General features: G+C 72.9%; 22 protein-coding genes, 1 tRNA gene and 1 pseudogene. 16 read left to right on the forward strand and 8 right to left on the reverse strand.

The annotated features are described in order from the left end of the window. The first annotated feature begins 120 nt into the window (after window positions 1–120). The 6 genes from ACLQ27_RS19740 (at window position 121) to ACLQ27_RS19765 (ending at window position 5,088) form a co-directional block, all read left to right on the forward strand. A complete protein-coding gene (locus ACLQ27_RS19740; protein WP_425868026.1) occupies window positions 121–525 on the forward strand; it encodes a secondary thiamine-phosphate synthase enzyme YjbQ in 405 nt (134 codons plus the stop codon). 352 nt (window positions 526–877) lie between these two features. Beyond that, complete coding sequence (locus tag ACLQ27_RS19745) at window positions 878–1,282, forward strand: MarR family winged helix-turn-helix transcriptional regulator (protein ID WP_425868320.1); 405 nt, start codon at window positions 878–880, stop codon at window positions 1,280–1,282. A 51-nt stretch (window positions 1,283–1,333) separates the two neighbouring features. Beyond that, complete coding sequence (locus tag ACLQ27_RS19750) at window positions 1,334–3,832, forward strand: thiamine pyrophosphate-dependent enzyme (protein ID WP_425868028.1); 2,499 nt, start codon at window positions 1,334–1,336, stop codon at window positions 3,830–3,832. A gap of 112 nt (window positions 3,833–3,944) precedes the next feature. After that, the gene (locus tag ACLQ27_RS19755; RefSeq protein ID WP_030330240.1) at window positions 3,945–4,382 is read left to right on the forward strand and encodes a DUF3052 domain-containing protein; all 438 of its coding nucleotides are present in this window, start codon (window positions 3,945–3,947) and stop codon (window positions 4,380–4,382) included. 88 nt (window positions 4,383–4,470) lie between these two features. Further along, the gene (locus ACLQ27_RS19760; protein WP_425868029.1) at window positions 4,471–4,938 is read left to right on the forward strand and encodes a peroxiredoxin; all 468 of its coding nucleotides are present in this window, start codon (window positions 4,471–4,473) and stop codon (window positions 4,936–4,938) included. Between the two features lie 75 nt (window positions 4,939–5,013). Continuing rightward, window positions 5,014–5,088, forward strand: a tRNA-Val gene (locus tag ACLQ27_RS19765). A gap of 156 nt (window positions 5,089–5,244) precedes the next feature. On the opposite strand, the gene ACLQ27_RS19770 is transcribed toward ACLQ27_RS19765, so the two are convergent. Beyond that, on the reverse strand, window positions 5,245–5,484 hold the full coding sequence (locus ACLQ27_RS19770; protein WP_357496512.1) for a winged helix-turn-helix domain-containing protein: 240 nt from the start codon (window positions 5,482–5,484) through the stop codon (window positions 5,245–5,247). Window positions 5,485–6,103: 619 nt separating this feature from the next. Between ACLQ27_RS19770 and ACLQ27_RS19775 the strand changes: the two genes are divergently transcribed. Further along, on the forward strand, window positions 6,104–6,277 hold the full coding sequence (locus tag ACLQ27_RS19775; RefSeq protein ID WP_357496514.1) for a hypothetical protein: 174 nt from the start codon (window positions 6,104–6,106) through the stop codon (window positions 6,275–6,277). An 11-nt stretch (window positions 6,278–6,288) separates the two neighbouring features. Here ACLQ27_RS19775 and ACLQ27_RS19780 read toward each other — a convergent pair whose 3' ends face one another. Further along, a complete protein-coding gene (locus ACLQ27_RS19780) occupies window positions 6,289–7,734 on the reverse strand; it encodes an RICIN domain-containing protein (protein ID WP_425868032.1) in 1,446 nt (481 codons plus the stop codon). A 168-nt stretch (window positions 7,735–7,902) separates the two neighbouring features. Continuing rightward, window positions 7,903–8,775, reverse strand: a complete 873-nt coding sequence (locus tag ACLQ27_RS19785) for a class I SAM-dependent methyltransferase (RefSeq protein ID WP_425868034.1) — start codon at window positions 8,773–8,775, stop codon at window positions 7,903–7,905. 288 nt (window positions 8,776–9,063) lie between these two features. On the opposite strand from ACLQ27_RS19785, the gene ACLQ27_RS19790 reads away from it, so the two are divergent. Both ACLQ27_RS19790 and ACLQ27_RS19795 read left to right on the forward strand, forming a co-directional pair. Beyond that, window positions 9,064–9,615, forward strand: coding sequence for a DinB family protein (locus ACLQ27_RS19790; RefSeq protein WP_357496520.1), 552 nt, complete (start codon window positions 9,064–9,066; stop codon window positions 9,613–9,615). Window positions 9,616–9,665: 50 nt separating this feature from the next. After that, entirely contained in the window at window positions 9,666–10,214 is a 549-nt protein-coding gene (locus ACLQ27_RS19795; RefSeq protein WP_425868036.1) for a hypothetical protein, read from the forward strand. 31 nt (window positions 10,215–10,245) lie between these two features. Here the strand turns inward: ACLQ27_RS19795 and ACLQ27_RS19800 are convergent, their stop codons facing one another. Continuing rightward, window positions 10,246–10,989, reverse strand: coding sequence for an SDR family NAD(P)-dependent oxidoreductase (locus tag ACLQ27_RS19800; RefSeq protein ID WP_425868038.1), 744 nt, complete (start codon window positions 10,987–10,989; stop codon window positions 10,246–10,248). Window positions 10,990–11,124: 135 nt separating this feature from the next. On the opposite strand from ACLQ27_RS19800, the gene ACLQ27_RS19805 reads away from it, so the two are divergent. Next, entirely contained in the window at window positions 11,125–11,754 is a 630-nt protein-coding gene (locus ACLQ27_RS19805; protein WP_425868040.1) for an HAD-IA family hydrolase, read from the forward strand. 53 nt (window positions 11,755–11,807) lie between these two features. Here ACLQ27_RS19805 and ACLQ27_RS19810 read toward each other — a convergent pair whose 3' ends face one another. Continuing rightward, complete coding sequence (locus ACLQ27_RS19810; RefSeq protein WP_425868042.1) at window positions 11,808–12,740, reverse strand: phosphotransferase; 933 nt, start codon at window positions 12,738–12,740, stop codon at window positions 11,808–11,810. Window positions 12,741–12,899: 159 nt separating this feature from the next. On the opposite strand from ACLQ27_RS19810, the gene ACLQ27_RS19815 reads away from it, so the two are divergent. Then, window positions 12,900–13,388, forward strand: coding sequence for a GNAT family N-acetyltransferase (locus ACLQ27_RS19815; RefSeq protein WP_357575133.1), 489 nt, complete (start codon window positions 12,900–12,902; stop codon window positions 13,386–13,388). A gap of 80 nt (window positions 13,389–13,468) precedes the next feature. Next, window positions 13,469–14,611 (forward strand): polysaccharide pyruvyl transferase family protein, encoded by a 1,143-nt coding sequence (locus ACLQ27_RS19820; protein WP_425868044.1) that lies wholly within the window; start codon window positions 13,469–13,471, stop codon window positions 14,609–14,611. A gap of 7 nt (window positions 14,612–14,618) precedes the next feature. Here the strand turns inward: ACLQ27_RS19820 and ACLQ27_RS19825 are convergent, their stop codons facing one another. Beyond that, complete coding sequence (locus ACLQ27_RS19825) at window positions 14,619–14,825, reverse strand: hypothetical protein (protein ID WP_357496534.1); 207 nt, start codon at window positions 14,823–14,825, stop codon at window positions 14,619–14,621. 82 nt (window positions 14,826–14,907) lie between these two features. Here ACLQ27_RS19825 and ACLQ27_RS19830 point away from each other — a divergent pair, with 82 nt between their 5' ends. After that, window positions 14,908–15,429 (forward strand): DinB family protein, encoded by a 522-nt coding sequence (locus ACLQ27_RS19830; RefSeq protein ID WP_425868046.1) that lies wholly within the window; start codon window positions 14,908–14,910, stop codon window positions 15,427–15,429. A 17-nt stretch (window positions 15,430–15,446) separates the two neighbouring features. Here the strand turns inward: ACLQ27_RS19830 and ACLQ27_RS19835 are convergent, their stop codons facing one another. Beyond that, window positions 15,447–16,319 (reverse strand): carbohydrate kinase family protein, encoded by an 873-nt coding sequence (locus ACLQ27_RS19835; RefSeq protein ID WP_425868048.1) that lies wholly within the window; start codon window positions 16,317–16,319, stop codon window positions 15,447–15,449. A 773-nt stretch (window positions 16,320–17,092) separates the two neighbouring features. Between ACLQ27_RS19835 and ACLQ27_RS19840 the strand changes: the two are divergent. Continuing rightward, a pseudogene (locus ACLQ27_RS19840) lies at window positions 17,093–19,927 on the forward strand (DEAD/DEAH box helicase); the annotation flags it as partial. Beyond that, a complete protein-coding gene (locus ACLQ27_RS19845) occupies window positions 19,927–20,841 on the forward strand; it encodes an SWIM zinc finger family protein (RefSeq protein WP_425868050.1) in 915 nt (304 codons plus the stop codon). The pseudogene ACLQ27_RS19840 and the gene ACLQ27_RS19845, both read left to right, overlap by 1 nt. Before the next feature lie 4 nt (window positions 20,842–20,845). On the opposite strand, the gene ACLQ27_RS19850 is transcribed toward ACLQ27_RS19845, so the two are convergent. After that, the gene (locus ACLQ27_RS19850; protein ID WP_234586377.1) at window positions 20,846–21,103 is read right to left on the reverse strand and encodes a DUF3040 domain-containing protein; all 258 of its coding nucleotides are present in this window, start codon (window positions 21,101–21,103) and stop codon (window positions 20,846–20,848) included. 430 nt (window positions 21,104–21,533) lie between these two features. Here ACLQ27_RS19850 and ACLQ27_RS19855 point away from each other — a divergent pair, with 430 nt between their 5' ends. Next, complete coding sequence (locus ACLQ27_RS19855) at window positions 21,534–23,660, forward strand: DUF1800 domain-containing protein (RefSeq protein ID WP_357496542.1); 2,127 nt, start codon at window positions 21,534–21,536, stop codon at window positions 23,658–23,660. Window positions 23,661–23,668: the final 8 nt, after the last annotated feature.

The raw sequence follows: 23,668 nt of genomic DNA on the forward strand, positions 1-23,668 counted from the left end.
CCCGTCGGTAACTTAGCGCGACGGCCGACGCGGATCGCCGTACCGGTTGGCGTGCCTCTTGGCGCGCGCCTGTTGGCGGCAACGCCGACGTTCGGCCCGAGCTGAGGCAGAATCCGGCGTATGCGCAGTGACGTGATCACCGTCCAGACCGGGTCCCGGCCGGCCGTCCGGGACATCACCGCCGAGGCCCAGAACTTCGTCTCCGGCGAGGGAGACGGCCTGCTGCACGTCTTCGTGCCGCACGCCACCGCCGGACTGGCGATCATCGAGACCGGATCGGGCTCCGACGACGACCTGCTCACCGCCCTGGACGCCCTGCTGCCCACCGACAACCGCTGGCGGCACCGGCACGGCTCGCCCGGCCACGGCCGGGACCACGTGCTGCCGGCCTTCGTCCCGCCGTACGCGACGCTGCCGGTGCTCGACGGACGGCTCGCCCTGGGCACCTGGCAGTCCATCTGCCTGGTCGACACCAACGGCGACAATCCCACCCGCCAGGTCCGCTTCTCGTTCCTCCCCGCCTGACCCCGCCCCGCCTCGCGCCCCGCCCCGCCGCGCCCCGGCAAGATCGTGCTCGATCCTTGTTGTAGTGGTGTCGTGCCGCGGGGGAGGCCACTACTTCCCTGTTGCAGCGCGATCATGGGCGCCGCGCCGCTGTGCCTCCTCAAGATCCGCGCAACTACCCGGAAAGTGCTGTCTCGGCGGGTGCTGAGGCAGCACTTTCACTGATGGTGTGCCGCTTCCGGGTGGGCGCGGATCTGGTCGCTGAGCTGGGCCTCGCCGTGGTGCGTACGATGTGGCGGTGGCACCGGAGGTGGTTTCCGCGGCAGGTCGACCGGTGGACCGGGCCGGCCTCGCGGCCGACGTGGTGCGCCGGATGGCACACCTGACCGCCTCGCTGCGGCACCGGCAGGGCACCGAGTTCGCCGAGTTGGGGCTCACCCCGGCCACGGCCCGGGCGTTGCACGAGCTGGACCCGGACCGTCCACTGCCCGCCCGGGACCTTGCCGACCGGCTGGGCTGTGACCGGTCCAACGTGACGGCGCTTGTCGACCGGCTGGAGCAGGCCGGCCTGGTCGAGCGTCGTACCGACCCGAGCGACCGCCGGCAGAAGACGCTCGTGGTGACCGGTGACGGTCGGGGTGTGCGGGGCCGGGTGGCCGAGGTGATGTCCGACTCCCGACTTCTGGCCGGGCTGAGTGACCAGGAGCTGTCCACCCTGCGTGACCTGGTGTGGAAGGTGTCCGACGGCGGCTGCCCGGAGCCGTGCGATCCGGCGTGAGTCGACGCGCGCGGGCCGTGTCCCACTGGGCGAGCATGGCCCGCGTCGGTAATGCTGTCGGACGTGACCACCCCGCAAGATCTCGACGACCGGTTCCGGGAGACGCTGGCGGCGCTGCCTGCCACGCAGCGGAGGCGTGACCCCGCCGACCCGGTCACCGACGACGCCCCGCTGACCGGCGCGCGCCTGCTGGAACTGTTCGACGCGCAGGTGACCAGCCGCCAGCTCGACCTCGCCGGTCGTTGGCTGCGCAGTTTCGGGGAGGGTTTCTACACCATCGGCTCGGCCGGGCACGGGGGCAACGCCGCGGTCGCCGCCGCGCTGCGCCCCACCGATCCGGCGTTGCTGCACTACCGCTCCGGGGCGTTCTACTGCGTGCGGGCGGCCCAGGTCGCCGACGCCACGGCGCCGACCGACACCGCCGACGCCGAACCGGCCACCGACCGGGAGCGCGCCGCCGACCCGCAGCGGGCCGCCGACCGGGAGTCGGCCACCGTGCGCGAGCCTGCCGACGACCCGGAGTCGGCCGCCGAGCCGGAGCCGGCCGGGTCCGCGCCGAGCACCGGCGCGTTCGTGCGGTACGCCGAGGCCGCCCGCGACGTGCTGCGCGGCATGGTCGCCTCCAGCGAGGAGCCGATCGCCGGCGGCCGGCACAAGGTGTTCGGCCGCGCCGACCTGGCGATCGTGCCGACCACCTCCACCATCGCCTCGCACCTGCCCCGCGCGGTCGGGATGGGGCTGGCCGTGGAGCGGCTGCGCCGGCTGGACACCGTCGGGCGGCGTGCCGGGGCCGGGGTGCGGGTCGGCAGCGGAGCGGGGGCGGCGCACGCTCCCTGGCCGCCGGACGCCATCGTGGTCTGCTCGTTCGGCGACGCGTCGGTCAACCACGCCAGCGCCACCGCCGCCTTCAACACCGCCGGCTGGTACGACCACGCCGGGTTGCGCATCCCCGTGCTCTTCGTCTGCGAGGACAACGGGCTGGGCATCAGCGTCCGCTCGCCGGAGGGCTGGGTCGAGGCGACGCTGCGCGCCAAACCGGGCATCCACTACTTCAGCGCCGACGGGGCCGACCCGGTGCGGGCGTACGAGGTGGCGCGCGAGGCCGCGGCGTGGGTACGCCGACACCGGCGGCCCGCCGTGCTGCACCTGCGCACGGTCCGGCTGATGGGCCACGCCGGCGCGGACGCGGAGTCGGCGTACCGCAGCCCCGCCGAGCTGGCCGAGGACCTTGCGCGGGATCCGGTGGCCGCCACCGCCCGGCAGCTCGTCGACGCCGGTGTGGCGACGGCCGAGGAGCTGCTGGCCCGGTACGACGAAACCGGCTGGCAGGTCCGCCGGCTGGCCGAGGAGGTGCTGGGCGAGCCGAAGCTGACCTCCGCCGCCGACGTGGTGTCGGCGCTGGCGCCCCGCCGCCCGGTGCGTGTGGCGCGGGCGGTGGCGGACGCGGCGGCACGGGCCAGCGGGCCGGGCTCGGCGGCGCGGGAGGAGGCGTTCGGGGGTAAACCGCCGGAGCTGGCCGGCCCGCTCACCCTCGCGCAGAGCATCAACGCGGCGCTCGCCGACGGGCTGCTCGACCACCCCCAGATGGCCGTCTTCGGCGAGGACGTGGCCGCCAAGGGCGGCGTGTACGGCGTGACGAAGGGCCTGCGGGACCGGTTCGGCGCGGCCCGGGTCTTCGACACCCTGCTCGACGAGACGTCGGTGCTCGGGCTGGGCCTCGGCGCCGGGCTGGCCGGGATGCTGCCGGTGCCGGAGATCCAGTACCTGGCGTACCTGCACAACGCCGAGGACCAGCTGCGCGGCGAGGCCGCCACCATGCAGTTCTTCTCGCGGGGCGCCTTTCGCAACCCGATGGTCGTGCGGGTCGCCGGGCTGGCGTACCAGGAGGGGTTCGGCGGGCACTTCCACAACGACAACTCGGTGGCCGTACTCCGGGATGTGCCGGGTCTGGTGGTCGCGGTGCCGGCGCGGCCGGACGACGCCGCGCCCATGCTGCGGACCTGCCTGGCGAGCGCGGCGGTGGACGGCAGTGTCTGCGTGTTCCTGGAGCCGATCGCGCTGTACCACACCCGTGACCTGTATGCCGAGGGTGACGGGGAGTGGCTGGCCGGCTATCCGGAGCCCGGCTCGTGGGTGGCCGGTCACGTGCCGATCGGCCGGGCCCGGGTCTACCGGGTCGGCTCGTCCGACGACCTGACCATCATCACCTTCGGTAACGGGGTGCGGATGTCGCTGCGGGCCGCGGCCGTCCTCGCCGAGGAGGGGGTGGGGACCCGCGTGGTGGATCTGCGCTGGCTGGCGCCCCTGCCGGTGGCCGACATCATCCGGGAGTCCTCGGCGACCGGCCGGGTGCTGGTGGTGGACGAGACCCGCCGTTCCGGCGGAGTCGGCGAGGGTGTGATCGCCGCGCTGGTCGACGCCGGATATGTGGGCGCCGCGCGGCGGGTGGCCGGAGTTGACTCTTTTGTACCATTAGGTCCGGCAGCGCGTCAGGTTCTGGTCTCCCCGGAAGCCATTACCGACGGTGCCCGTACGCTGCTGGCACGGTAAATTCCGTTCCACTCGGTGCGCCACTTGCGCGCAGAGGCGCAACTGTGTGGACTTTGCCTGACGGCGTCGGCCCGACGCCGCGAGCACTGACGAAATGAGGAGGCACGCGACAGTGAGCGCGACCGCTGGTCAGGCCGCCGACGGGGTACGCAGCCTGGCGGACCGGTTCGGCATCGAACCGGGGATGGTCGTCATGGAGATGGGGTACGACGACGACGTCGACCAGGATCTCCGCGACGCCCTGACCGACCGCTGTGGAGATCTGGTCGACGAGGACACCGACGAGGTGGTCGACGCGGTGCTGGTGTGGTACCGCGACGGCGACGGTGACCTCTTCGAGCTGCTCGTCGACGCCCTCGGCCCGCTGGCCGACAACGGGGTCGTGTGGCTGCTCACCCCGAAGGCGGGGCGCGAGGGGCACGTTGAGCCGAGTGAGGTCGCGGAGTCCGCGCCCACCGCCGGCCTCCAGCAGACCTCGACCGTCAACGCCGGCCGGGACTGGAGCGGCGCCCGCCTGGTGCTGCGCCGAGGGGCCAAGGCCAAGAAGTAGCCCGCCATCGCTTCCTCGCGCCCGGCGGTCCGCACCGCCGGGTGTGGCAGGCTGGCGTCATCCCCCGACTCGACCCCGAGGAGTCCGCATGCCGATCGAGGTTGGCGCCGAGGCGCCCGACTTCGTGCTGAAGGACCAGAACAACCAGGAGGTCCGCCTGTCGGACTTCCGGGGCAGGCGCACCGTGCTGCTGGTCTTCTACCCGCTGGCCTTCACCGGCACCTGCCAGGGCGAGCTGGCCGAGGTGCGGGACAACCTCGACGAGTACGTGAACGACGACGTCCAGGTGCTGACCGTCAGCGTCGACTCGGCCTACAGCCACAAGATCTGGGCCGACCGGGAGGGCTACCAGTTCCCGATGCTTGCCGACTTCTGGCCGCACGGCGGCGTCGCCCAGGCGTACGGGGTCTTCAACGACGTGGCCGGCTTCGCCAACCGGGGCACCTTCGTCATCGACAAGGCCGGCGTGGTCCGCTTCGCCGAGATGAACGGCCCCGGCGAGGCCCGCGACCAGCAGGGCTGGCGCAAGGCCATCGCCGACGCGACCGCCGGATAGTGGTACGCCGTGCGGCCGGGCCGGCGGCGAGCAGGTAGGCTTGCCAGCCACCGGCCCGCCGCACACGGGCGATCCGGGCGCGTAGCTCAGTGGGAGAGCACCCGCCTTACAAGCGGGGGGTCGCAGGTTCGAAACCTGCCGCGCCCACCACCCCTTCCCCAGCAGCAAAAAGCCGCCCCGAGAAGATAAGTTCCGGAGCGGTGACAGCAGTGGTGGTCAGCCGTCCGTCGAGCTTCCCGGACGAACGCCTGCCGCATGGCATGAGCTTGGCGCGAGTAGGTCCGGACTCGGCAGTTCACGGCCCGGCTATTCCGCGACGAAGACTCCCACGCCGGGCAGGGTCTCAGTCATACCCTTGATCCGTAATACCTGCATGGCACGGTCGATCACCGGCTCGGTGACCTCGTAGTGCTCGATCAGCTCCCGCCGACTGGGCAGCTTGGAGCCGGGCTGGAACTCGCCGGACGCGATGCGTTCGGCGAGGTCGTCGGCGATCTGTTCGTAGCGGTAACGCGGTGGCACCTGGTTCTCCTCGGTTGGCAACACGAGTAGACCACCTACGTCAGCCCTTGACTACCCAACGGTACCTGTGGGAGGTTGCCGAGGAGGTCGATTCCCTCGGTTGGCGCTGTGGGCCGCCCTCGCCGGCGTGGATGTCCGGCGCGTCCCCGCGTTCGGGCATCCACGCCTCCAGATTGCTGCGGCACGAGGAGGCGGCAGTGCGTCCTTTGACTTGGGCAGCACGGCAGACCACGGCGCGAGCGGGAGTGGCGAGCTGGTGAAGCGAGTCTCGTACGACGAGTACGTCTTGGTGGTGGCGCTGACTTTGGCTCGCCGTCACCGGCCCGTCTGGTCCTGGCGGCATTGGCGGCGCATCTGCCGCTGCGGAGGCGAGCTGCCGTGTCGAAGCCGCCACCGCATTCCGATCAACCGCGGCCACTGGCCCAGCCAGGACGGCCCGTCGTGACCACTCACCACCCGGTCAGGCCGGCCTGGACGTGCGGCGGCTGTGCGGAGGAGTGGCCGTGTCAGACCCGGTGCCGGGAGCTGCGAGCCGAGTACGACCGAGCCCGGGTGTCGCTGGCTCTCACCTCGTCGACGCCGCCCAGGACCTGGCCCACGTTCCCGCCAGCCACCTGCACTACCGCTTCCTCGGCTGGACCCGATGAGCATCCTGCGGCCTGGCGACGAGAAGTTCCACTACAGCGACGGCTCCCACAAGTGGATCCCACCGGACCCGGACTACGACCAGGAAGTCTGGGATGAGCAGGTCCGCCAACACAAGCGGGGCCACCTCAGGAACGAGCGCCCGAAGGTTCGCATCCAGCGCCTCGTCTGACGGCGGCGATGTCAGGACTGGGTGCGGGTCCACTGCTGGTTGGTGCCGCTTCCGCAGGTGTACTGAGTGATGTCGGTGCCGTCTGCCGTGCCGCTGCTCACCACGTCCAGGCACTTGCCGCTGTGTCGGGCGCGCAGCTGGTAGTAGGTGCCGGTGGCGACCCACTGCCACTGCTGGTTGGTGCCCCCGCCGCAGGTGTACTGGATGACGTTGGCGTTGTTGGCGGTGGACGCGTCGGCGACGTCGAGGCATTTGCCGCTGTTCTGGTTGACGATCCGGAAGTAGCCGCTGCCGGCGTCGCGGAACTCCCACTTCTGGTTCGCGCCGCCGTTCCAGGACCACTGCTTGACTTCGGCGTTGTCGGTGACGGCCCTGTCCAGCACGTCGACCACCTTGCCGCTGTTGCGGTTGGTGATGCGGTAGTAGGACGGCGCCTGCCCGGTGACGGTGCCCGTGACGGCGTCGATGGTGATGGTGGGATACCAGGTCAGGCTCATGGTCGTGGCGGAGGGGAAGTCGATCGGCAACCACACGTACTGGGAGTCGTTGACCGGCCCGCCCCAAGCGCCGGCCCAGCGGTCGCCGAGGTAGAGGTAGCTCGTCGTCGACGTGCCCTGGATGGGGAGCACGAAGGCCGGCTGGGAGCGGTAGGTGGTCGAGTCGGCGACGTTGGTCATGCCGGTCCACGGACCGGAGATGCTGGACGCTGTGGCGTACCTGGCCTGGTTCGGGCTCCAACCGGTCAGACCCGAGGTGAGCAGGAAGTAGGTGCTGCCGCGCTTGAACAGGGCCGGTGCCTCACGGTTGCCGTCGTTCCAGAAGTTGCCGACCAGCGTGGCCACGGTGAGGTAGTCGGCGGTGAGGCGGTAGATGAGCAGGTCGCGGTTCTCGTCGCCGGCGGAGATCATGTAGGCCGTACCGCCGTCGTTGTAGAGCGTGATGTCCCGCGACATGTTGCCCAGCGGCCGGAAGCTGCCGTGGTAGGTGTAGGCGCCGTCCACGGTGGCCGAGGAGGCGACGGCGGCCCTGGCCTCGCCGTAGTCGGAGCCGTTCTCCTTGTGCATCCACATCACGTACCGGTTGGTGCTGGCGTTGTAGATGACCTTCGGCCGCTCGATGTTTGCCGATTGCAGTTCCGCCGCCGACGACTGGGTCAGAATGTTGTTGCGGAACTCCCAGTCGCGCAGGTTGGTGGAGCGGTAGACGGAGACCGCCCGGAACGTGTTGTTGGCGTTGCGGTTCTCACCGAACCAGTAGTAGTAGTCGCCGACCTTGAGCACCCCACCGCCGTGCGCGTGCACCAGGTTGCCGGCGGTGTCGGTGAACTGCGTGCCGTTGGGGATCGCGACCGGCTCGGCCTGGGCCGGGGCGGCGGCCAGGGTGGTGACCGCCACGATCGCCGTTCCGGCCAGGGTGAGCGCTGCCACCAGGGATGGCAGCCATCTGTTGCGTCTCACGACGTTCGTCCTTCCGTGGGCGGGCGGCGACCGCCGCCGGCATCGGGGCGGCACCCGCGGACTCCGGCGCCATTGGTCGATCCATTCATCAATCTACATCTATCGTCGCCGTCGACGACCTCATCCGCCGGCTGGTGCCGTTGGGAGAGCCGGTGAGTCCGACCGGGGTCAGGCGCGATCCGCGACAATCACCCGGCTGCGGGCGAGTGACGTGGCACGGCGGATCGGCAGGGCGAGCGCCCGCGCCGTGTCGAGCAGGTCGTGGTCGCCGGTGACGGTGAAGCCGTGTCGGGCCAGCAGGGCGGTCATGGCGGCGGGCGTCCAGGTCGAGCGCCATGGCTCGGTCGCCCAGAAGCTGCGCCGGCCGGTGGACGCCATCAGCAGCCGTGCGACGAGCCGGCCCAGCGTCAGGGATTTCCCGGGCAACTGGAAATTGACGACGAGACGGCTGTGCGGTGCCGAGCAGGCGGCGATCGCGGCGACCGTCGTGGACACTTCGGCCCTGGTCAGATACGGCACGACGCCTTCCCAGATCCACGTCGTCGGCTCGTTGGGGCGGTGCCCGGCGGTTGCCAGCGCCTCGGCGAGCCGGTCACGGCCGAAGTCCACCGCCACGAACGTCGGTGCGGTGCCGGGCAGGCCCTCGGCGCGTTCGCGTTTGTCCCGCTGGCTGCTCGGCTGGTCGACCTCGAAGACCGTCCGGTCGGCGAGTTCCGGCATCCGCCAGGCGCGACCATCCAGCCCGGCCCCCAGGATCACCACCTGGGAGCTGCGGTGGTCCCGTACGGCGTCGTCGATCGCCACAGTGCGGGGCACCATCATCTCGGCGCAGGCCCGGACCGTCTCGTAGTCGACCCGTTGCCGCCACGGCTGGGGAACAGCGGCATCGCGTACCCACTGGACGGCCTCGCGCTCGTCGGCGCGGAGCAGGCGCGCGGCCGTCGGGTCCGCGAACCGGCCGGGAGCGATCAGGCCGTCCGCCGCCGCGCGGCCCTGGCAGACGAGCACCGCCGTACGGCTCGCGGCTGGCGTCCTCGGCATCGCTCGCGCTCCTGTCCGTGTCACCGGCATCGGCTCTGCGTGCCGACGGTACCGCCCCGCGGAGCCGGTCGGCCCGCCGGAGTCGGTGGGCCGCCATCATCACTTGACCGCGCCGGATAGCCTTCGCGGTCATGGGCGCGATCAAACCGTGGCACCTCGCGGTCCTCAGCATCTGTTGTCTGCTGCCGGCGGCGGTGGCTGTCGCCGGTGGCGTGTGGGCCGTACGCCGCAACCGCACCCGGCGCTGACCCGACGCGCAGCCCGGCCAGCCTGTTAGCGTCGACGGCCATGACGAACGTCGACGAGCACGGTCATCCCGAGCCGCCCGTCGCGGGCGACGAGACCGCCACACTCCTGGGCTCCCTGGACCGCCAGCGCGCCACACTGGCCTGGAAGACCGGCGGGCTCGACGCCGCCGGCCTGCGGGCGACGCTCGGCCCGTCGTCGATCACCCTCGGTGGGCTGCTCAAGCATCTGGCGCTGGTCGAGGACCTCTACTTCTCGCTCAAGCTGGCCGGACGTTCACCGGGGCCGCCGTGGGACACCGTCGACTGGGACGCGAACCCCGGCTGGGAGTGGCGCTCCGCCGCCGAGGACACCCCCGAGCAGCTCTACACGCTGTGGCGGGAGGCCGTGGCCCGGTCCCGGGCCACGGTCGGCGAGCTGCTCGCCGACGGCGGCCCGGAGCAGCTCGCCCGGGGCGAGTGGCCCGACGGTCGGGTGCCCAGCCTGCGCCGGGTCCTGGTCGACCTCATCGAGGAGTACGCGCGGCACGTCGGGCACGCGGACCTGATCCGGGAGTCGGTGGACGGGCTCACCGGCGAGGACCCGCCCCGCTGAACGCGGCCGGCCCGCTGCGACCCGGCCCGGGGCACCGCCAGAATGGACGCGTGCAGGACACTGTCGCCATCGCGCTGATCACCTCACTGTCCACGTTGGGCGCCGCGGCCCTGACCGGGCTGATCGGCGCGCTCAGCACCCGCCGGCAACTCGCCCACCAGCTCACCGTCGCCCGGCAGGAGAGCGCCGACCGGTGGGCGACCCGGCGTGACGAGCTGCGCCGCGACGCGTACATCGGGTTCCTCGGTGCCTGCGACGCGGCGTACCGCCGACTGGACCGGCGGTGGGTCGAGCCGGGCCCGGACGCGGTCAGGCCCGGCTACGACGAGACGTACGCGGCGATGCGCGCGGTCGACGAGGCGTACAACCTGGTGTTGGTGGAAGGGCCGGCGGACGTCGCGTCGGCGGGCCGGTCGGTGCTGGCCAGCCTCACGACGGAGTACGCCGAGCAGCGCCGCCTCGCCGACGAGCCGGGCGACGAGGCGGCGCCGCTTCGCGACCGGCACCGGGAGCGTTGGCTCGCGGCCATCGAGGCACGGACCAATCACCGCGTCGCGTTCGTCGACGTCGTGCGTCAGGTGCTGGGCCGGGAGGGGTGACGCGGGCCGGCGGGAGGCGGGGTGGGCCACCTCAGCTGGTGAAGCCCCCGTCGACGTTGACCACCGCCCCGGTCACGAAGCCCGCTTCGGGACTGGCCAGGTGTGCGACGGTCGCCGCGATCTCGGCCGGGCGTGCGTAGCGACCGACGGCGGTGAATCCGGCGATGGTCGCCGCGTTCGGCCCGTCCGCCGGGTTGGCGTCGGTGTCCGTCGGCCCGGGGTTGACCAGGTTGACGGTGATGCCCCGATGGCCCAGCTCGCGGGCCAGACCCCGGGTCAATCCGACGAGGGCGGTCTTGCTCATCGAGTACAGGGCCAGCCCGGGGAAGACCACCCGTTCCCCGACGTTGCTGCCGATGCTGATGATCCGTCCACCGTCGCCCAGGTGGCGCAGCGCCTCCCGCACGGCGAGGTACGGCGCCCGTACGTTCACGGCGATCGTCTGCTCCAGCTCCGCTGTGCCGAGATCGTCCATGGCGCCGACCAGGAACACCGCCGCGTTGTTGACCAGGATGTCCAGCCGGCCCAGCTCGGCGGCCGTCCGGTCGACGGCGTCCCGGACGGCCGTCGGGTCGGCGCCGTCGGCCTGGATCATCAGGGCCCGCCGGCCCAGCGCCTCGATCTGCTTCACCACTGTCGCCGCCTGCCCGGCGTCCTGCCGGTAGGTGAGCGCCACGTCGGCCCCGTCCTGGGCGAGGCGCAGCGCTATTCCGGCCCCGATGCCACGAGAGCCTCCGGTCACCAGGGCGACCTTGCCGTCAAGTGTCGTCGTCATGCAAACGATCATGTCGACGGTTCGGCGTCGGGTCTGGCGGCCATCGGACCGCTCGCTCCCAGCGCCAGGTCCGTTTTCCGCCGCCGGTCAGGGACGCCCTATCCTCGTGACGGAGCGTACGGAGGGAGCGTGATCATGGAGCTGGCAGACATCGACGCGGTGCTGTTCGACATGGACGGCACGCTTGTCGACTCCGACGCCGCCGTCGAGCGTGCCTGGGAGCGCTGGGCGTCCGAGTACGCCGTCGAGCCGGCGGCGGCGCTCGCGATCGCGCACGGCAGACCCGCCGATCAGACGATCCGCCAGCTCCTTCCGTCGCTCGACGACGCGGCGGTCGCCGTGGCCGCGGCCCGGCAGTTGGCGTTGCAGTACGACGACCTGTCCGACGTGACCGCCACCCCGGGCGCCCTCGAGCTGCTGTCGACGGTGGCCCGGATGGGGATGCCCTGGGCCGTGGTGACCAGCGCCGACCTCCGGTTGGCCGAGGCCCGGCTCGGTGCCGCCGGCATCACCGCGCCCGTGCTGGTCACCGTCGAGGACGTGCGCGCGGGCAAGCCGGCCCCGGAGGGCTACCTGCGCGCCGCCGCGCTGCTCGGCGTGCCACCCGCGCGCTGCCTGGTCGTCGAGGACGCCGAGGTCGGGTTGCAGGCCGGGCGCGCGGCCGGCGCGATGACCGCCGCGCTCAAGGGACTCGACGGCGACCTGCGGCTGGTCGACCTGACGCAGCTGGCGTACGGGTTGGCGTCGGCGCCCACGGCACGCTGACCGGCAGCACCGCGGTACCGGCACCGGCAGCGCGACAGCGCCGACCTGCCGCGTCAGGCGAGCCGCTGGGCCAGCCAGGGGAGCAGGGCGTCGGCCTGCGCCTGCTGGAACGCCCGTACGGTGGGGATGCCGGCCGGCGGCGGACGGCGGGCGCTGTCGGCGAAGAAGCCGGCCAGCCCGGCGTACACCCCGGTCAGCGCCGCCGGGTCGACATCCGCGGTGAGCGGCAACCGGCGCAGCATCGCCTCGGTGTCGTGCCCGCCGTGCAGTCGCACGTTCACCAGCAGCAACGCGGTGTCCAGCCAGGCCGGCCCCCGGCAGGCCCACGGCCAGTCGACGACGGTCACCGTGCCGGCCGCGTCGATCAGCAGGTTGTCGGCCCGTACGTCCACATGGCAGAGCGTGTCCCCGCTCAACGCGGCGACGCCCTCGTCGGCGGCCGTCCGCAGCTCGTCGAGGTGCGCCCGAACCCACGGATCGAGTCGTGGCGGCGGGTCGGCGGCGATCCGGTGCCAGCCGGCGAAGTCCCCGGCCAGCAGGTCGGCGGCCGCCGGGACGTGCGCGACGGGGTTCGGGGTGAGCGCGGCGGCCAGCGCCTCCAGGGCGCCCAGCACGCGGGTCAGCTCGTCGGCCCGCCACGGGGTGCTCGGGTGCCGTCCGTCCACGTCGGAGAAGACCAGCGCCACCCACTCGCCGTCGTCGTGGCAGCCCAGCAGGCGGGGCGTCGGCGCTGTCGCGGGTAGCGCGCCGGCGGTACGGGCCTCGGCGCGGTGCAGGACCGGGCTGTCCGGGTTCAGGGCCGAGCTGACCGCCTTCACGAAGGCCCGCCGGCCGGTCGCGGTGCGGACCCGGTCGGCGGTGCCCGGCGAGAAGCCTCCCGACTGGGACACCGCCTCGATCACCCGGTCACCGATGATGCCCTCCACCGCGGACCGGACCGCCGCCGGCAGATCACCCCAGCCGATCCGCGTCACTGTCCCCTGCATCCCGCCACGGTGCGCCCGGCCCGCCCGACGAACAACCCGTTTTCCGGGCATGTCCGGGCGATCGGCCGGGTCGAGGCCCATCTCGGGTATCACGGTGGCGGCGCCGCGCGTGGTTCTGCTGCACTACGCGCTGAGTGAGACGTCGAAGGGGAGGCCCCGGTGGAGTTGACATTGACGCCGATGACCGAGCAGGAACTGGCCCGGCTGTGGGAACCGCTGGAGGTGGGCTACGCCGAGGATCTGGCCGCGCACCGGGGCATGACACCGGAGGCGGCCCGGGAGCGGTCGGCGCAGCAGCTGCGGGAAGGGCTGCCGGCGGGCGCGGCCACCGAGGGGGTTCTGCTGCGGATGGCGCGGGTCGACGACACCGAGGTCGGGTGGATCTGGGTGAGCCTGCCCGGGGTGGGAAACGCGGGCGGCCCGACCCGGGCGTGGATTCAGAACATCGAGGTGCATCCGGAGCACCGGGGGCGTGGCCACGCGCGGCGGATGATCCAGCTCATCGAGGCCGAACTGGCCGAACTCGGGGTGCCCGAGCTGGGGTTGAACGTCTTCGGTACGAACACCGTGGCGATGGGGCTCTACCGGAGTCTGGGCTTCGAGGTGACCGCGCAGCAGATGGCCAAGCGCATCGACCCGACGGACTGAGCCGGGACGGTCCCTCGGGCAGGACTGTTCGCCCGACCAGCGGGAAACCGCTGCGGACCGCACCCGGGGAGGAGCGACGGATGACGCATGGCGCCGGACTGACCATCGGTGTGCTCGGCTCGTACGGCGGCCGGAACCTCGGCGACGAGGCGATCCTCACCGGCCTGCTCACCGATCTACGCACGCAGGAACCGAACGCCCGGATCATCGTCTTCTCCCGCAACCCGGAACACACCCGGGCCGCCCACCCCGACGTGGAGGCGGTGCCCTGGGAGGGCGTCAGCCGTACCGACTCGGCGCTGGTGCTCGCTCAGCTCGACCTGCTCATCCTGGGTGGCGGCGGGATCCTCTACGACCGGGAGGCCCGCCGCTACCTGCGGGTCGTCCGGGTCGCCCAGGAACGGGGCCTGCCCCTCATCACGTACGCGGTGGGAGTCGGGCCGCTCAGCGACGCGGTCGACACCGGGATGGTCCGGGAGACGCTCGCCGGCGCGACCCAGGTGACGGTCCGCGACCAGGAGTCCCGGATGGTCCTGGAAGAGGCGGGACTGCTCAACCCGATCACTGTCACCGCCGACCCGGCGTTCCTGCTGCAGCCGGCCGACTTCCCGGCGCACCTGCTCAGCGAGGAGGGGGTGCCGGCCGGGAAGAGGCTGGTCGGGATCAGCGTGCGCGAGCCGGGACGGGCCGCCGAACGCCTCGACGTCGACGGTTACCACCGGCTGCTGGCCCAGATCGGTGACTTCCTGGTGCACCGCATCGACGCGTACGTGCTGTTCGTGCCCATGGAACGCGACGACATCCGGCACTCGCACGGGGTGTTGTCGCACATGGTCGCCGCCGAGCGGGGGCGGATCCTGCACGGCACCTACTCACCGGAGCAGGTGCTCGGGCTGATGCGCCACTTCGACCTGGCCGTCGGCATGCGCCTGCACTTTCTGATCTTCGCGGCGATGGTGGGCACGCCGTTCCTGCCGTTGCCGTACGCCGGCAAGGTCTTCGACCTGGCCCAGCGGCTCGGTGTGCCGGCGCTGCGGGGCGTGGAGCGGGAGGTGGAGGGGCCGCTGCTGGCCGAGGTCGACCGGCTCTGGGACGAACGCGAGGAACGTGCCGAGGCCACGGCCCGGCGGGTCGCAGAGGTCTGCGAGCAGGCGCGGGGCACCTCGGAGGTCACCCGTGGCGTGCTGGACAGGCTGCGCAGTCAGACCCTCACCCGGGTCTGACCCGGGATCACACCGCCGGCCCGGTCCACCGGTAGCGCCATTCGCGGCTCTCCTCGCGGGCGGACTCCAACTCGTAGATCTGCGCCCCCGCCAGCCCACCGGACCCGATGTGGTGGTGGGTGAGCGGCGGGCGGCCGTTGGTGTCCAGCTCGACGGTCACGGTCTGCCCGTCCGCCGCGCCGCCGACGAGGAGGATCTGCACGGAGGAAGCCATGCGCCCATCCTGCCCGTCGCGACGGCACCTCGCAGCGGGATGCGGGGCAGCGCGGGGGCCCCGACGTGGTTACGGTCGGCGAATGACGGAGCAGACCATCGATCCGACGCTCGGCCCGGTGCTCGCCCGCGTCGGGGACGAGCGCGCCGTGCTGACCTCGTTCCTCGACTTTCACCGTGGCGTGCTGCTGCGCAAGCTGCGTGGCCTGTCCGACGCCGACGCGGCCCGCCGGCTGGTGCCCTCCGCGACCACGCTCGCCGGGCTGGTCAAGCACCTGACGCTTGTCGAGCGGAACTGGTTTCCGGTGCTGCTCGCACCCGAGCCGGGTGACGTCTACCTGAACTCGGAAGAGGACGCGCTCGCGAGCTTCACGCTCGACGAGCGCGACACGCTCGACGGGCTCGTCGAGGCGTACGAGCGGGCCTGCGCCCGGTCCCGGGAGGTCGCCGCGCGTTTCGACCTCGACCACGTGGTGCCGCACCCGCAGCTCGGTGAGGTGTCGGTGCGCTGGATCCTGGTCCACCTGATCGAGGAGACCGCCCGGCACGCCGGTCACGCCGACATCCTGCGCGAACTGACCGACGGGTCGACCGGCGCGCTCTGAGGCCGGCCGCCCCGTCGTCATCCGGCGGGTAACAGGCCCGGCGGATACTCCATGCCGTCGTGGGCGCAGGCCGCCGCGGCGACCCGAGCCGCGTACCGGGCCGCCTCCGTCAGGGGCTCGCCCCGCAGCCTGCCGGCGATCAGCCCGGCCGCGAAGGCGTCGCCGGCCCCGTTGCTGTCCACCACCGGTCCCGGCGCGGCGGCGGGCGGCACCACCACCCGCGTGCCGTCGCCCGGGTACAGCTCGGCGCCGTCCGCGCCGCGGGTCACCACAACGGTCCGGGGCGCCAGCGTGCCGGCGAGCGCGGCGGCGCGTTCGCCCAGCCGCACCCCGCTGACCAGGACCAGATCGGCGGCCTCGGCGAACGGCCGGTGGTAGGGGTTCGCGCCGTCCCAGTCGTGCAGGTCGGTGGAGAGCGACACGCCCGCCGGGAGCGCGGCCCGCACGGCGGCCAGCGACGGCACCACCCAATCCATGATCGAGAGGTGTACGTGCCGGGCGTCCGCGACCAGTTCGGCGATCTGACCGGGCGAGAACGGCGGGTCGCCCCGCCACGGGCGTGGGTCGTACAGCGAGGTGCGCCGACCGCCCGGGTCCACCAGGTTCACCGACCGCCGGGTGCCGCCGCTGTCCTGCGCCAGCACCGCAGGCACCCCGGCCCGGGTCAGCGCCGCCCGGACCAGATCGCCGGCCGGGTCCGCACCGAGCGTGTCGACCACCCGGACCCGCAGGTCGAGCGCCCGGCCGGCCAGCGCCACCCCGGCGCCGGTGTTGCCGATGCGCAGCTCGATCGGTTCGACGGTGTGCGAGTCGGCGGCCGGCAGCGGCAGCGCGGGCACCCGGACCCGCACATCCACCCCGAGCCCGCCGACGACCAGGAGATCGACCATGGTGCCGACGCTAACCCAGCCCGGTGCCGGGTGCCGTGTCGCCGACGCGCGGACACCCTCACCTGATCAGCACAGCGGCCGCGGGTGTCGTGCGGTGGGCGCTGACGCGCGTCGCACCGGGCCGCCTATCCTGGGCGCGGGCGGCAAAGGGGGAGTAGGTGCTGGTCATCCATGGGCTGTGGAAGCCCGGCGACGACTCGACCACCGGCCTCGCGGTCTGGGCCGAGGACAGCGCCGCGCCGCCGGCTCCGACGCGTCCCGGCCGGCCACCCCGGGAGCGCCCGCATCCCTTCGCCGCCGGCCACGCCGACCTCGTCGCGGCCCTCGCCGACGCGGCCGAACCGGCCCGTCCGGCCACCGCGCTGCTCACCCTGCCCACCCGGGCGGGCGTGCCGACCGACTCACTCGAGCTGATCCGGACCGCCGTCGCACCCCCGGCCCGCGGCCGGCTCACCCTCGCCGCGTGGCAGGTGCCCACCCTGCTGTACGCCCCAGACGACGCCCTCGCACTGCTGCGCGCCCTGGACGACCTCCCGGCGGTGCCCGGGGCGACCCTGCGCCACCTCGCCGAGCTGGCCGACTTCGCCGCCGACCTGGTCGCCCGGGGCCGCGTCCTGCCCGGCGTCCACGCGCCGGTCGACGCGACCGCTGCCGACGTGGCCGCTGCCGGCCCGACCGCTGTCGGCTCGGTCGCTGCCGACGTGGTCGTTGCCGTCCCGGCCGTTGCCGTCCCGGCCGTTGCCGGCTCGGCCGCTGCCGGTGGGGCCGGGTCGGCGGCGGACCGGGCGGGCCAGGTGGTCGCGCGGGCCGTCTGGCGTCCGCTGTTGACCGGCACCGACGCGGCCTGGGCGCGGTCGCTGGCGCTGGCCCTACCGCCCGCCGCCCGCGCGGCGGCCACGGCCGGTGCCACCGAGGTGACGGGTGCGGCGCTGGTGGCGGACGCTCTCGACGCGCTCACCGACGCCGCCGCCCGGGTGGCCCTCGCGGCCACGACGCTGGCCCGAGGGGTGCGTCCCGGTGGGCCCGCGCCGGCCTGGTTGGCCGCGCTCGCCGGCCCCCGCCGCGACTTCACCGTCGACCGGGCCGCACTGGACATGCTGCGCGCCGAACTCGACGACTGGCAGCGCGACGCGGCCGGCGGTGCCGTCCGGGCCAGCTTCCGGCTGGTGGAGCCGGCGCCCGACGAGGTCACCGAGCCGATCCTGGCCACCCGCCCGCTGCCGGGAGATGCGCCGCTCACACTCGCCGCCAGCCGGACCGGCGACGCCGTGCCGTCCGCCCCTGCCCCGGGCCGGCCGGGCTGCGGTGCGCTGCCCGAGGGTGGCGCTACGGAAGGCGGCGGTGCGCTGGCCGCGGGTGCCGCGACGGAAGGCGGCCGTCGTCCTGGCGAGCCGGTCGGCAGCGGCCCGGCCGGGTCGGCGGAGGCCAGCGAGGACGCGCCGGCCGTCGGCGCACGGTGGCGGCTGGAGTTCGGGTTGCAGGCGGCCGACGAGCCGGGGCTGCACATCGACGCCGGGGAGGTCTGGCGGTCGCACACGCTCGACGGTCTCGCCGACCGTACGGCCAGCCCGCAGGAGACCCTGCTCGCGGAGCTGGGCCGGGCCAGCCGGCTCTGGCCCGACCTGGACGCCGCGCTGCGCACCGCAGCACCCGAGGCCATGGAGTTGGACGTCGAGGGCGCGCACCGGTTCCTCAGCGAGGGCGCCCCGGTGCTGCACGCCGCCGGTTTCGGGGTGCTGCTGCCGTCGTGGTGGCGGCGTCCGTCGGCGCGGCTCGGCGCTCGGCTGCGCGCCCGCAGCCGGACCGCGCCCGGCACGGTGGCCAGCACCGAGGCCGGAGTCGGGTTGGACGCGCTCGTCGACTACCGCTGGGAGGTCGCGCTCGGCGATCAGCCGCTGTCCGCCGACGAGCTGGCCGCGCTGGCGGAGCTGAAGACCCCGCTGGTACGGCTGCGTGGCCGGTGGGTGGAGCTGGACCCGGGTCGGCTCGCGGCCGGTCTGCGTCTGCTGCGCTCGGCCGGCGAGCTGACCGTCGCCGACCTGTTGCGCCTCGGACTCGCCGACGGCGACGACACCGAGGCGCTGCCGGTGCTGGAGGTGACCGCCGACGGGGCGTTGGGAGACCTGCTCGCCGGTGCTGTCGAACGCCGGCTCACCCCGCTCGACCCGCCGCCGGGTTTTCAGGGGACGCTGCGGCCGTACCAGCGGCGTGGACTGGCCTGGCTGGCGTTCCTGCGGTCGCTGGGCCTGGGCGGCGTGCTCGCCGACGACATGGGGCTGGGCAAGACCGTGCAGTTGCTGGCGCTGCTCGCCGGGGACCCGCCGGACGCCGGGCCGACCCTGCTCGTCTGTCCGATGTCGCTGGTCGGCAACTGGCAGCGGGAGGCCGCGAAGTTCACGCCCGGGCTGCGGGTGCACGTACACCATGGGGCGGAGCGGGCGCGGGGGGCGGAGTTCACGACTGCCGCGCACGGCGCGGACCTGGTCCTCACCACCTACTCGGTGGCGGCGCGCGACGCCGTCGACCTGGCCGGCATCGACTGGCACCGGGTGGTGGTGGACGAGGCGCAGGCGATCAAGAACGCGTCGACCCGGCAGGCCGAGGCGGTCCGGGCGCTGCCGGCCCGGCAGCGGGTGGCGGTGACCGGTACGCCTGTGGAGAACCGGCTCGCCGACCTCTGGTCGATCATGCAGTTCGCCAATCCGGGGCTGCTCGGCCCGGCCGCGACGTTCCGCAAGCGGTTCGCCGAGCCGATCGAGCGGCACGGCGACGCCGAGGCCGCCGAGCGGCTGCGCCGGATCACCGGCCCGTTCGTGCTGCGCCGGCTCAAGACCGACTCGTCGATCATCTCGGACCTGCCCGAGAAGCTGGAGATGGAGGTGCTCTGCAACCTCACCGCCGAGCAGGCAGCGCTCTACCGGGTGGTGGTCGACGACATGCTGGCCCGGATCGAGACCAGCGACGGCATCGAGCGACGCGGGCTGGTGCTGGCCACCATGACCCGACTCAAGCAGGTCTGTAACCACCCCGCCCAACTGCTGCGCGACGGCTCGGCGCTGGAGGGCCGCTCCGGAAAGCTGGCCCGGCTTACCGAGATCCTGGAGGAGGTGCTGGCGGCGGGGGAGCGGGCGCTGCTGTTCACCCAGTACGCGGAGTTCGGCGCGATGTTGCGCGGCCACCTGTCCGCGCGGTTCGGCCGGGAGGTGCTGTTCCTGCACGGTGGGCTCGGCAAGGCCGAACGGGACGCCCTGGTGCAGCGCTTCCAGTCGGCCGACGGGCCGCCGCTGTTCGTCCTGTCCCTCAAGGCCGGTGGCACCGGGCTCACCCTGACCGCCGCCAACCACGTGGTGCACGTGGACCGGTGGTGGAACCCGGCGGTCGAGGACCAGGCCACCGACCGGGCGTTCCGGATCGGGCAGCGCCGGCGGGTGCAGGTCCGCAAATTCGTCTGCGCCGGCACCGTGGAGGAGAAGGTCGCCGCGATGATCGCCGACAAGCGCGCCCTCGCCGAGCGGGTGGTGGGCACCGGCGAGCAGTGGATCACCGAGCTGTCCACGGGTCAGCTGCGGGAGCTGTTCGCCCTGGAAGCCGGGGCGGTGGTGGAGTAGTGAGCACCGACCGGTTCGCCGACTACGGGCGACCCCGCAAGGTCGACGGCGGGCTGCGGGCGCGCAGCGCCAAGGGCGCGATCGGGCGGTCCTGGTGGTCCCGGCGCTTCCTGGAGGTGCTGGAGTCGTTCGCGCTCGGCACCCGGCTGACCCGCGGCCGGTCGTACGCGCGGGCGGGCCAGGTGCTCCGGCTCGACATCGCGCCGGGCCGGGTCACCGCCCAGGTGCAGGGTTCCCGGCCCCGGCCGTACGAGGTGTCCATCGCGCTGGCGGCGTTCCCGGCCGAACTCTGGACCCGGATCGAGGACGAGTTGGCCGGGCAGGCGTTCTTCAGCGCCCGCCTGCTCGCCGGGGACCTGCCCGACGAGCTGGAGGAGCTGTTCGTGGCGGCGGGCGCCCCGCTCTTCCCGGCCGCCGTCGACGAGCTGACCCAACGCTGCAACTGCCCCGACTTCGCGGTGCCGTGCAAGCACCTCGCGGCCACGTTCTATCTGCTCGCCGAGGCGTTCGACGCGGACCCGTTCGAGCTGCTGCACTGGCGTGGTCGCTCGCGGGCGGACCTGCTCGACCGGTTGCGCGCCCGGCGGGCCGAGGCCACCGGCACTGCGGTGTCGCCCGCGCCGACCGCCACCCGTGACCAGGAAGGGTCCACATCGGACGAGGCTCCGTCCGCTATGGGCGCCCTGCCGCCGGTCGGTGCGGCCCGGGCGCTCGCCGGGCTGGCGGTCACCCCCCTCGCGGAGGCGGCAGACCGCTTCTGGGCGTCGCCGGTGCCGCTGCCCGACCGGCCACCCCGGCTGGCTACCGGGCCGGATCTCCTGCTGCGCCAGCTCGGCCCGCCGGCGCCGGCCATCGGAGGGCCGGGCCTGCTGGAGCGGCTACGTCGCGCGTACCGGGCGTTCGGCCCGGGGTGAGCTGTCACGTCCAGCGGCGGCGGAACCGCCACATGATCGCCGCGTTGGCCACCAGCACCACCGCGCAGATCGCGCCGGCCAGCCGGCCGGCGAACACGGCCATCGCCGGGAGCGACGCCCACAGCACGATGGTCAACAACATCAGATAGCGGCCCCTGCGGGCTCGGACCCGGTGGTCCAGCCGGGCGAAGAAGGCCGGGTCACTCTCCCGGAGCTGACGGGTGATCTGGTCGAACCTGCGCTGATCCTCTTTGCTGAGCATGGCGCTGCCTTCCCCTCACGCGTTCAGCGGTTCGGCGGCATACCCGCTGCGGCGGCGGCTCACGCTCGCCCGCTCCTCCTACTTTTCCCAGCGTGAGGACACCTCACGTCCGGCTTAGCCGAACCTTAAGTTTGCCTGTGGTGGTGAACGGCGCGGAACGTGTCGCGTACGGCGGTGTGGTCCGATCCGTACCCGGCTGCCGCACGTCCGCCCTGCTGGGAAGGTCCGAGCCCGGCCCGGGTCGCCGGCCCGCCCCGAAGGCTGTGGTGAGGGCTGTCTTAAGTGCCCTCACCGGCGTGTTCGGCTCACCTTGAAGGCACCTGAGCGCTTGGTTACCTTGCCGTAGCAACCCCCTCAGGCAACAGTCGCCGCACCTGCCGCACCCGCTCGGTCGCAGCTTCCGGCGCTCATCAGAAATCGGGATTGGTACATGGCCGACCAGAATGTGCCACCACGTCGACCGCGGGACGACCGCGGCTGGGACGGACGCCAGCACCACACCTCGGACAGCTACGGCGACCCCACCGCCTCCGCGTCGTACGGATACGACTCGCCCCACCCCTACCAGGGCGGCTACCCGGCGCAGGGCGACCCGCGCGAGCAGTACGGCGACGGGTACGCGCACGCCGGACAACCCGCCCCCGCCCCGCGTGGGCCGCAGTGGGTCGGCCCGGAGGGTCTGGGTCGTCCGGCCCCGGCGCGTCCGGCCGGCGCGGGACTGCCCACCCTGGACGATGACGACGAGCCGGGCCGCAAGGTCGGCCGGCGCAAGGCCATTGTCGCGCTCGGTGGCACCGCCGCCGTCGTGGCCGGTGGCGCGGCGCTCGCCATGACGCCGCAGTTCCGCAGCCTCTTCGGTGACGAGGCGGCCGCGGACGCGACGGGCAGCACGGTGACCGACGGGACCGCGGCGCGGCCCAGCGGCCAGCAGCCCAGCACGGTGCGTACCTACACCGAGCAGAACGAGAGCTACATGGGCTCTCGGGCCGGCGAGGCGCTGAAGAAGAACGCGCCGACCGGCGGCCGGACCTTCTCCGGCCCGGCGGCTGCCGCCGCGGAGACCAAGGTGACCGTCAAGACGGTGCTCGCCAAGGACCCGATCCTGCACCTGGCGCGGCGGGCCACCTTCGGCGCGACGCCCGCCGTGGTCGCCGACATCAAGCGCCAGGGCATCGACGCGTGGATCCGCGGACAGCTCGACCCGGACAAGATCGAGCCGAGCAAGGCCGAGCTGAAGCTCGCCGAGCTGCCCACCCAGACGCTCTCCGTCCAGCAGTTGCGCGACCAGCGCGACAAGCTCAACGACCAGGGCGCCCAGCCGGAGCGCGAGGTCGTCGACGCCACCCTGGCCCGGCAGATCTGGTCGAAGCGCCAGCTGTTCGAGGTGATGGTCGACTTCTGGAACGACTTCCTGCACGTCGCCGCCGACTTCGACGGCGGCGAGGTGTACCGCACGTCGTTCGACAAGGACGTGGTGCGCAAGCACGCGCTGGGCAGTTACCCCGAGATGCTGGTCGCGGCGAACAAGCACCCCGCGCTGCTGATCTACCTGAACCAGAAGGACTCCCGCAAGGACGCGATCAACGAGAACCTCGCCCGGGAGAACCTGGAGCTGTACTCGGTAGGCGTCGACGGTGGCTACACCGAGAAGGACGTGCGCCAGGCCGCCATGCTGCAGACCGGCCGTGGCGTCGACGACAAGGGCCAGTACGTCCTGCGCGTCAACCAGCACTACATGGGCAAGGTGAAGGTCCTCGGCTTCACCCACGCCAACACGTTCAGCATCAAGGACGTCAACAACCCGACGGCCAAGGAGATCGCCGCCGTGGACGCGGTGATCGACAAGTACATCACCTACATCGCGCTGCACCCCTCGACCGCGAAGTACGTGGCGCAGAGCCTCGCGACCCGGTTCGTCTCGGACACCCCGCCGAAGTCCCTCGTGGACCGGCTGGCCAAGTCGTACACCAGCAACAACGGCATGATCAAGCCGGTGCTGATGACGCTGTTCAGCTCGTCGGAGTTCTGGGCGGCGGTGGGTCAGAAGGTGCGCCGGCCGATGGAGTACCTGGTCGGCACGTACCGCGCCCTGGGTGTCTCGCCGGAGGCGTCGGCGAAGAACGACAACGGCGACAACAAGCGCACCCCGTTCGCCCGGGGCCTGCGGCAGATCCACGACAAGCTGCGCGAGCTGGGCCAGTACCCGATGGGCCAGCCCACCCCGGACGGCTACCCCGACGTCTACGTCGCGTGGACCTCGGCCGGCACGATGGTCAACGGCTGGAACGAGGCCGGCGAGATCGTGGCGGGCTACCGCACCGTCTTCACGTACACGGCGCCGGAGAAGCTGGTCGCCAAGCCGCCGGCCACCGCCGGGGCGTACGTGGACGCGCTCTCGATGCGACTGGTCAACCAGAAGCTGAGCACCCGGGAGAAGAACCTGATCCTCGGCGTGGCCGGCGTGCCGGCGACCGCCAAGGTCGATGCCACGTTCAACGGGGCCATCACCGCCGTCGCGCGGGCGATCCTCGCGTCCCCCCAGCACCACCTCCGGTGAGGCACCCG

It is taken from the genome of Micromonospora sp. DT63 (assembly GCF_049841615.1).
In the GTDB taxonomy this organism is placed as follows: domain Bacteria; phylum Actinomycetota; class Actinomycetes; order Mycobacteriales; family Micromonosporaceae; genus Micromonospora.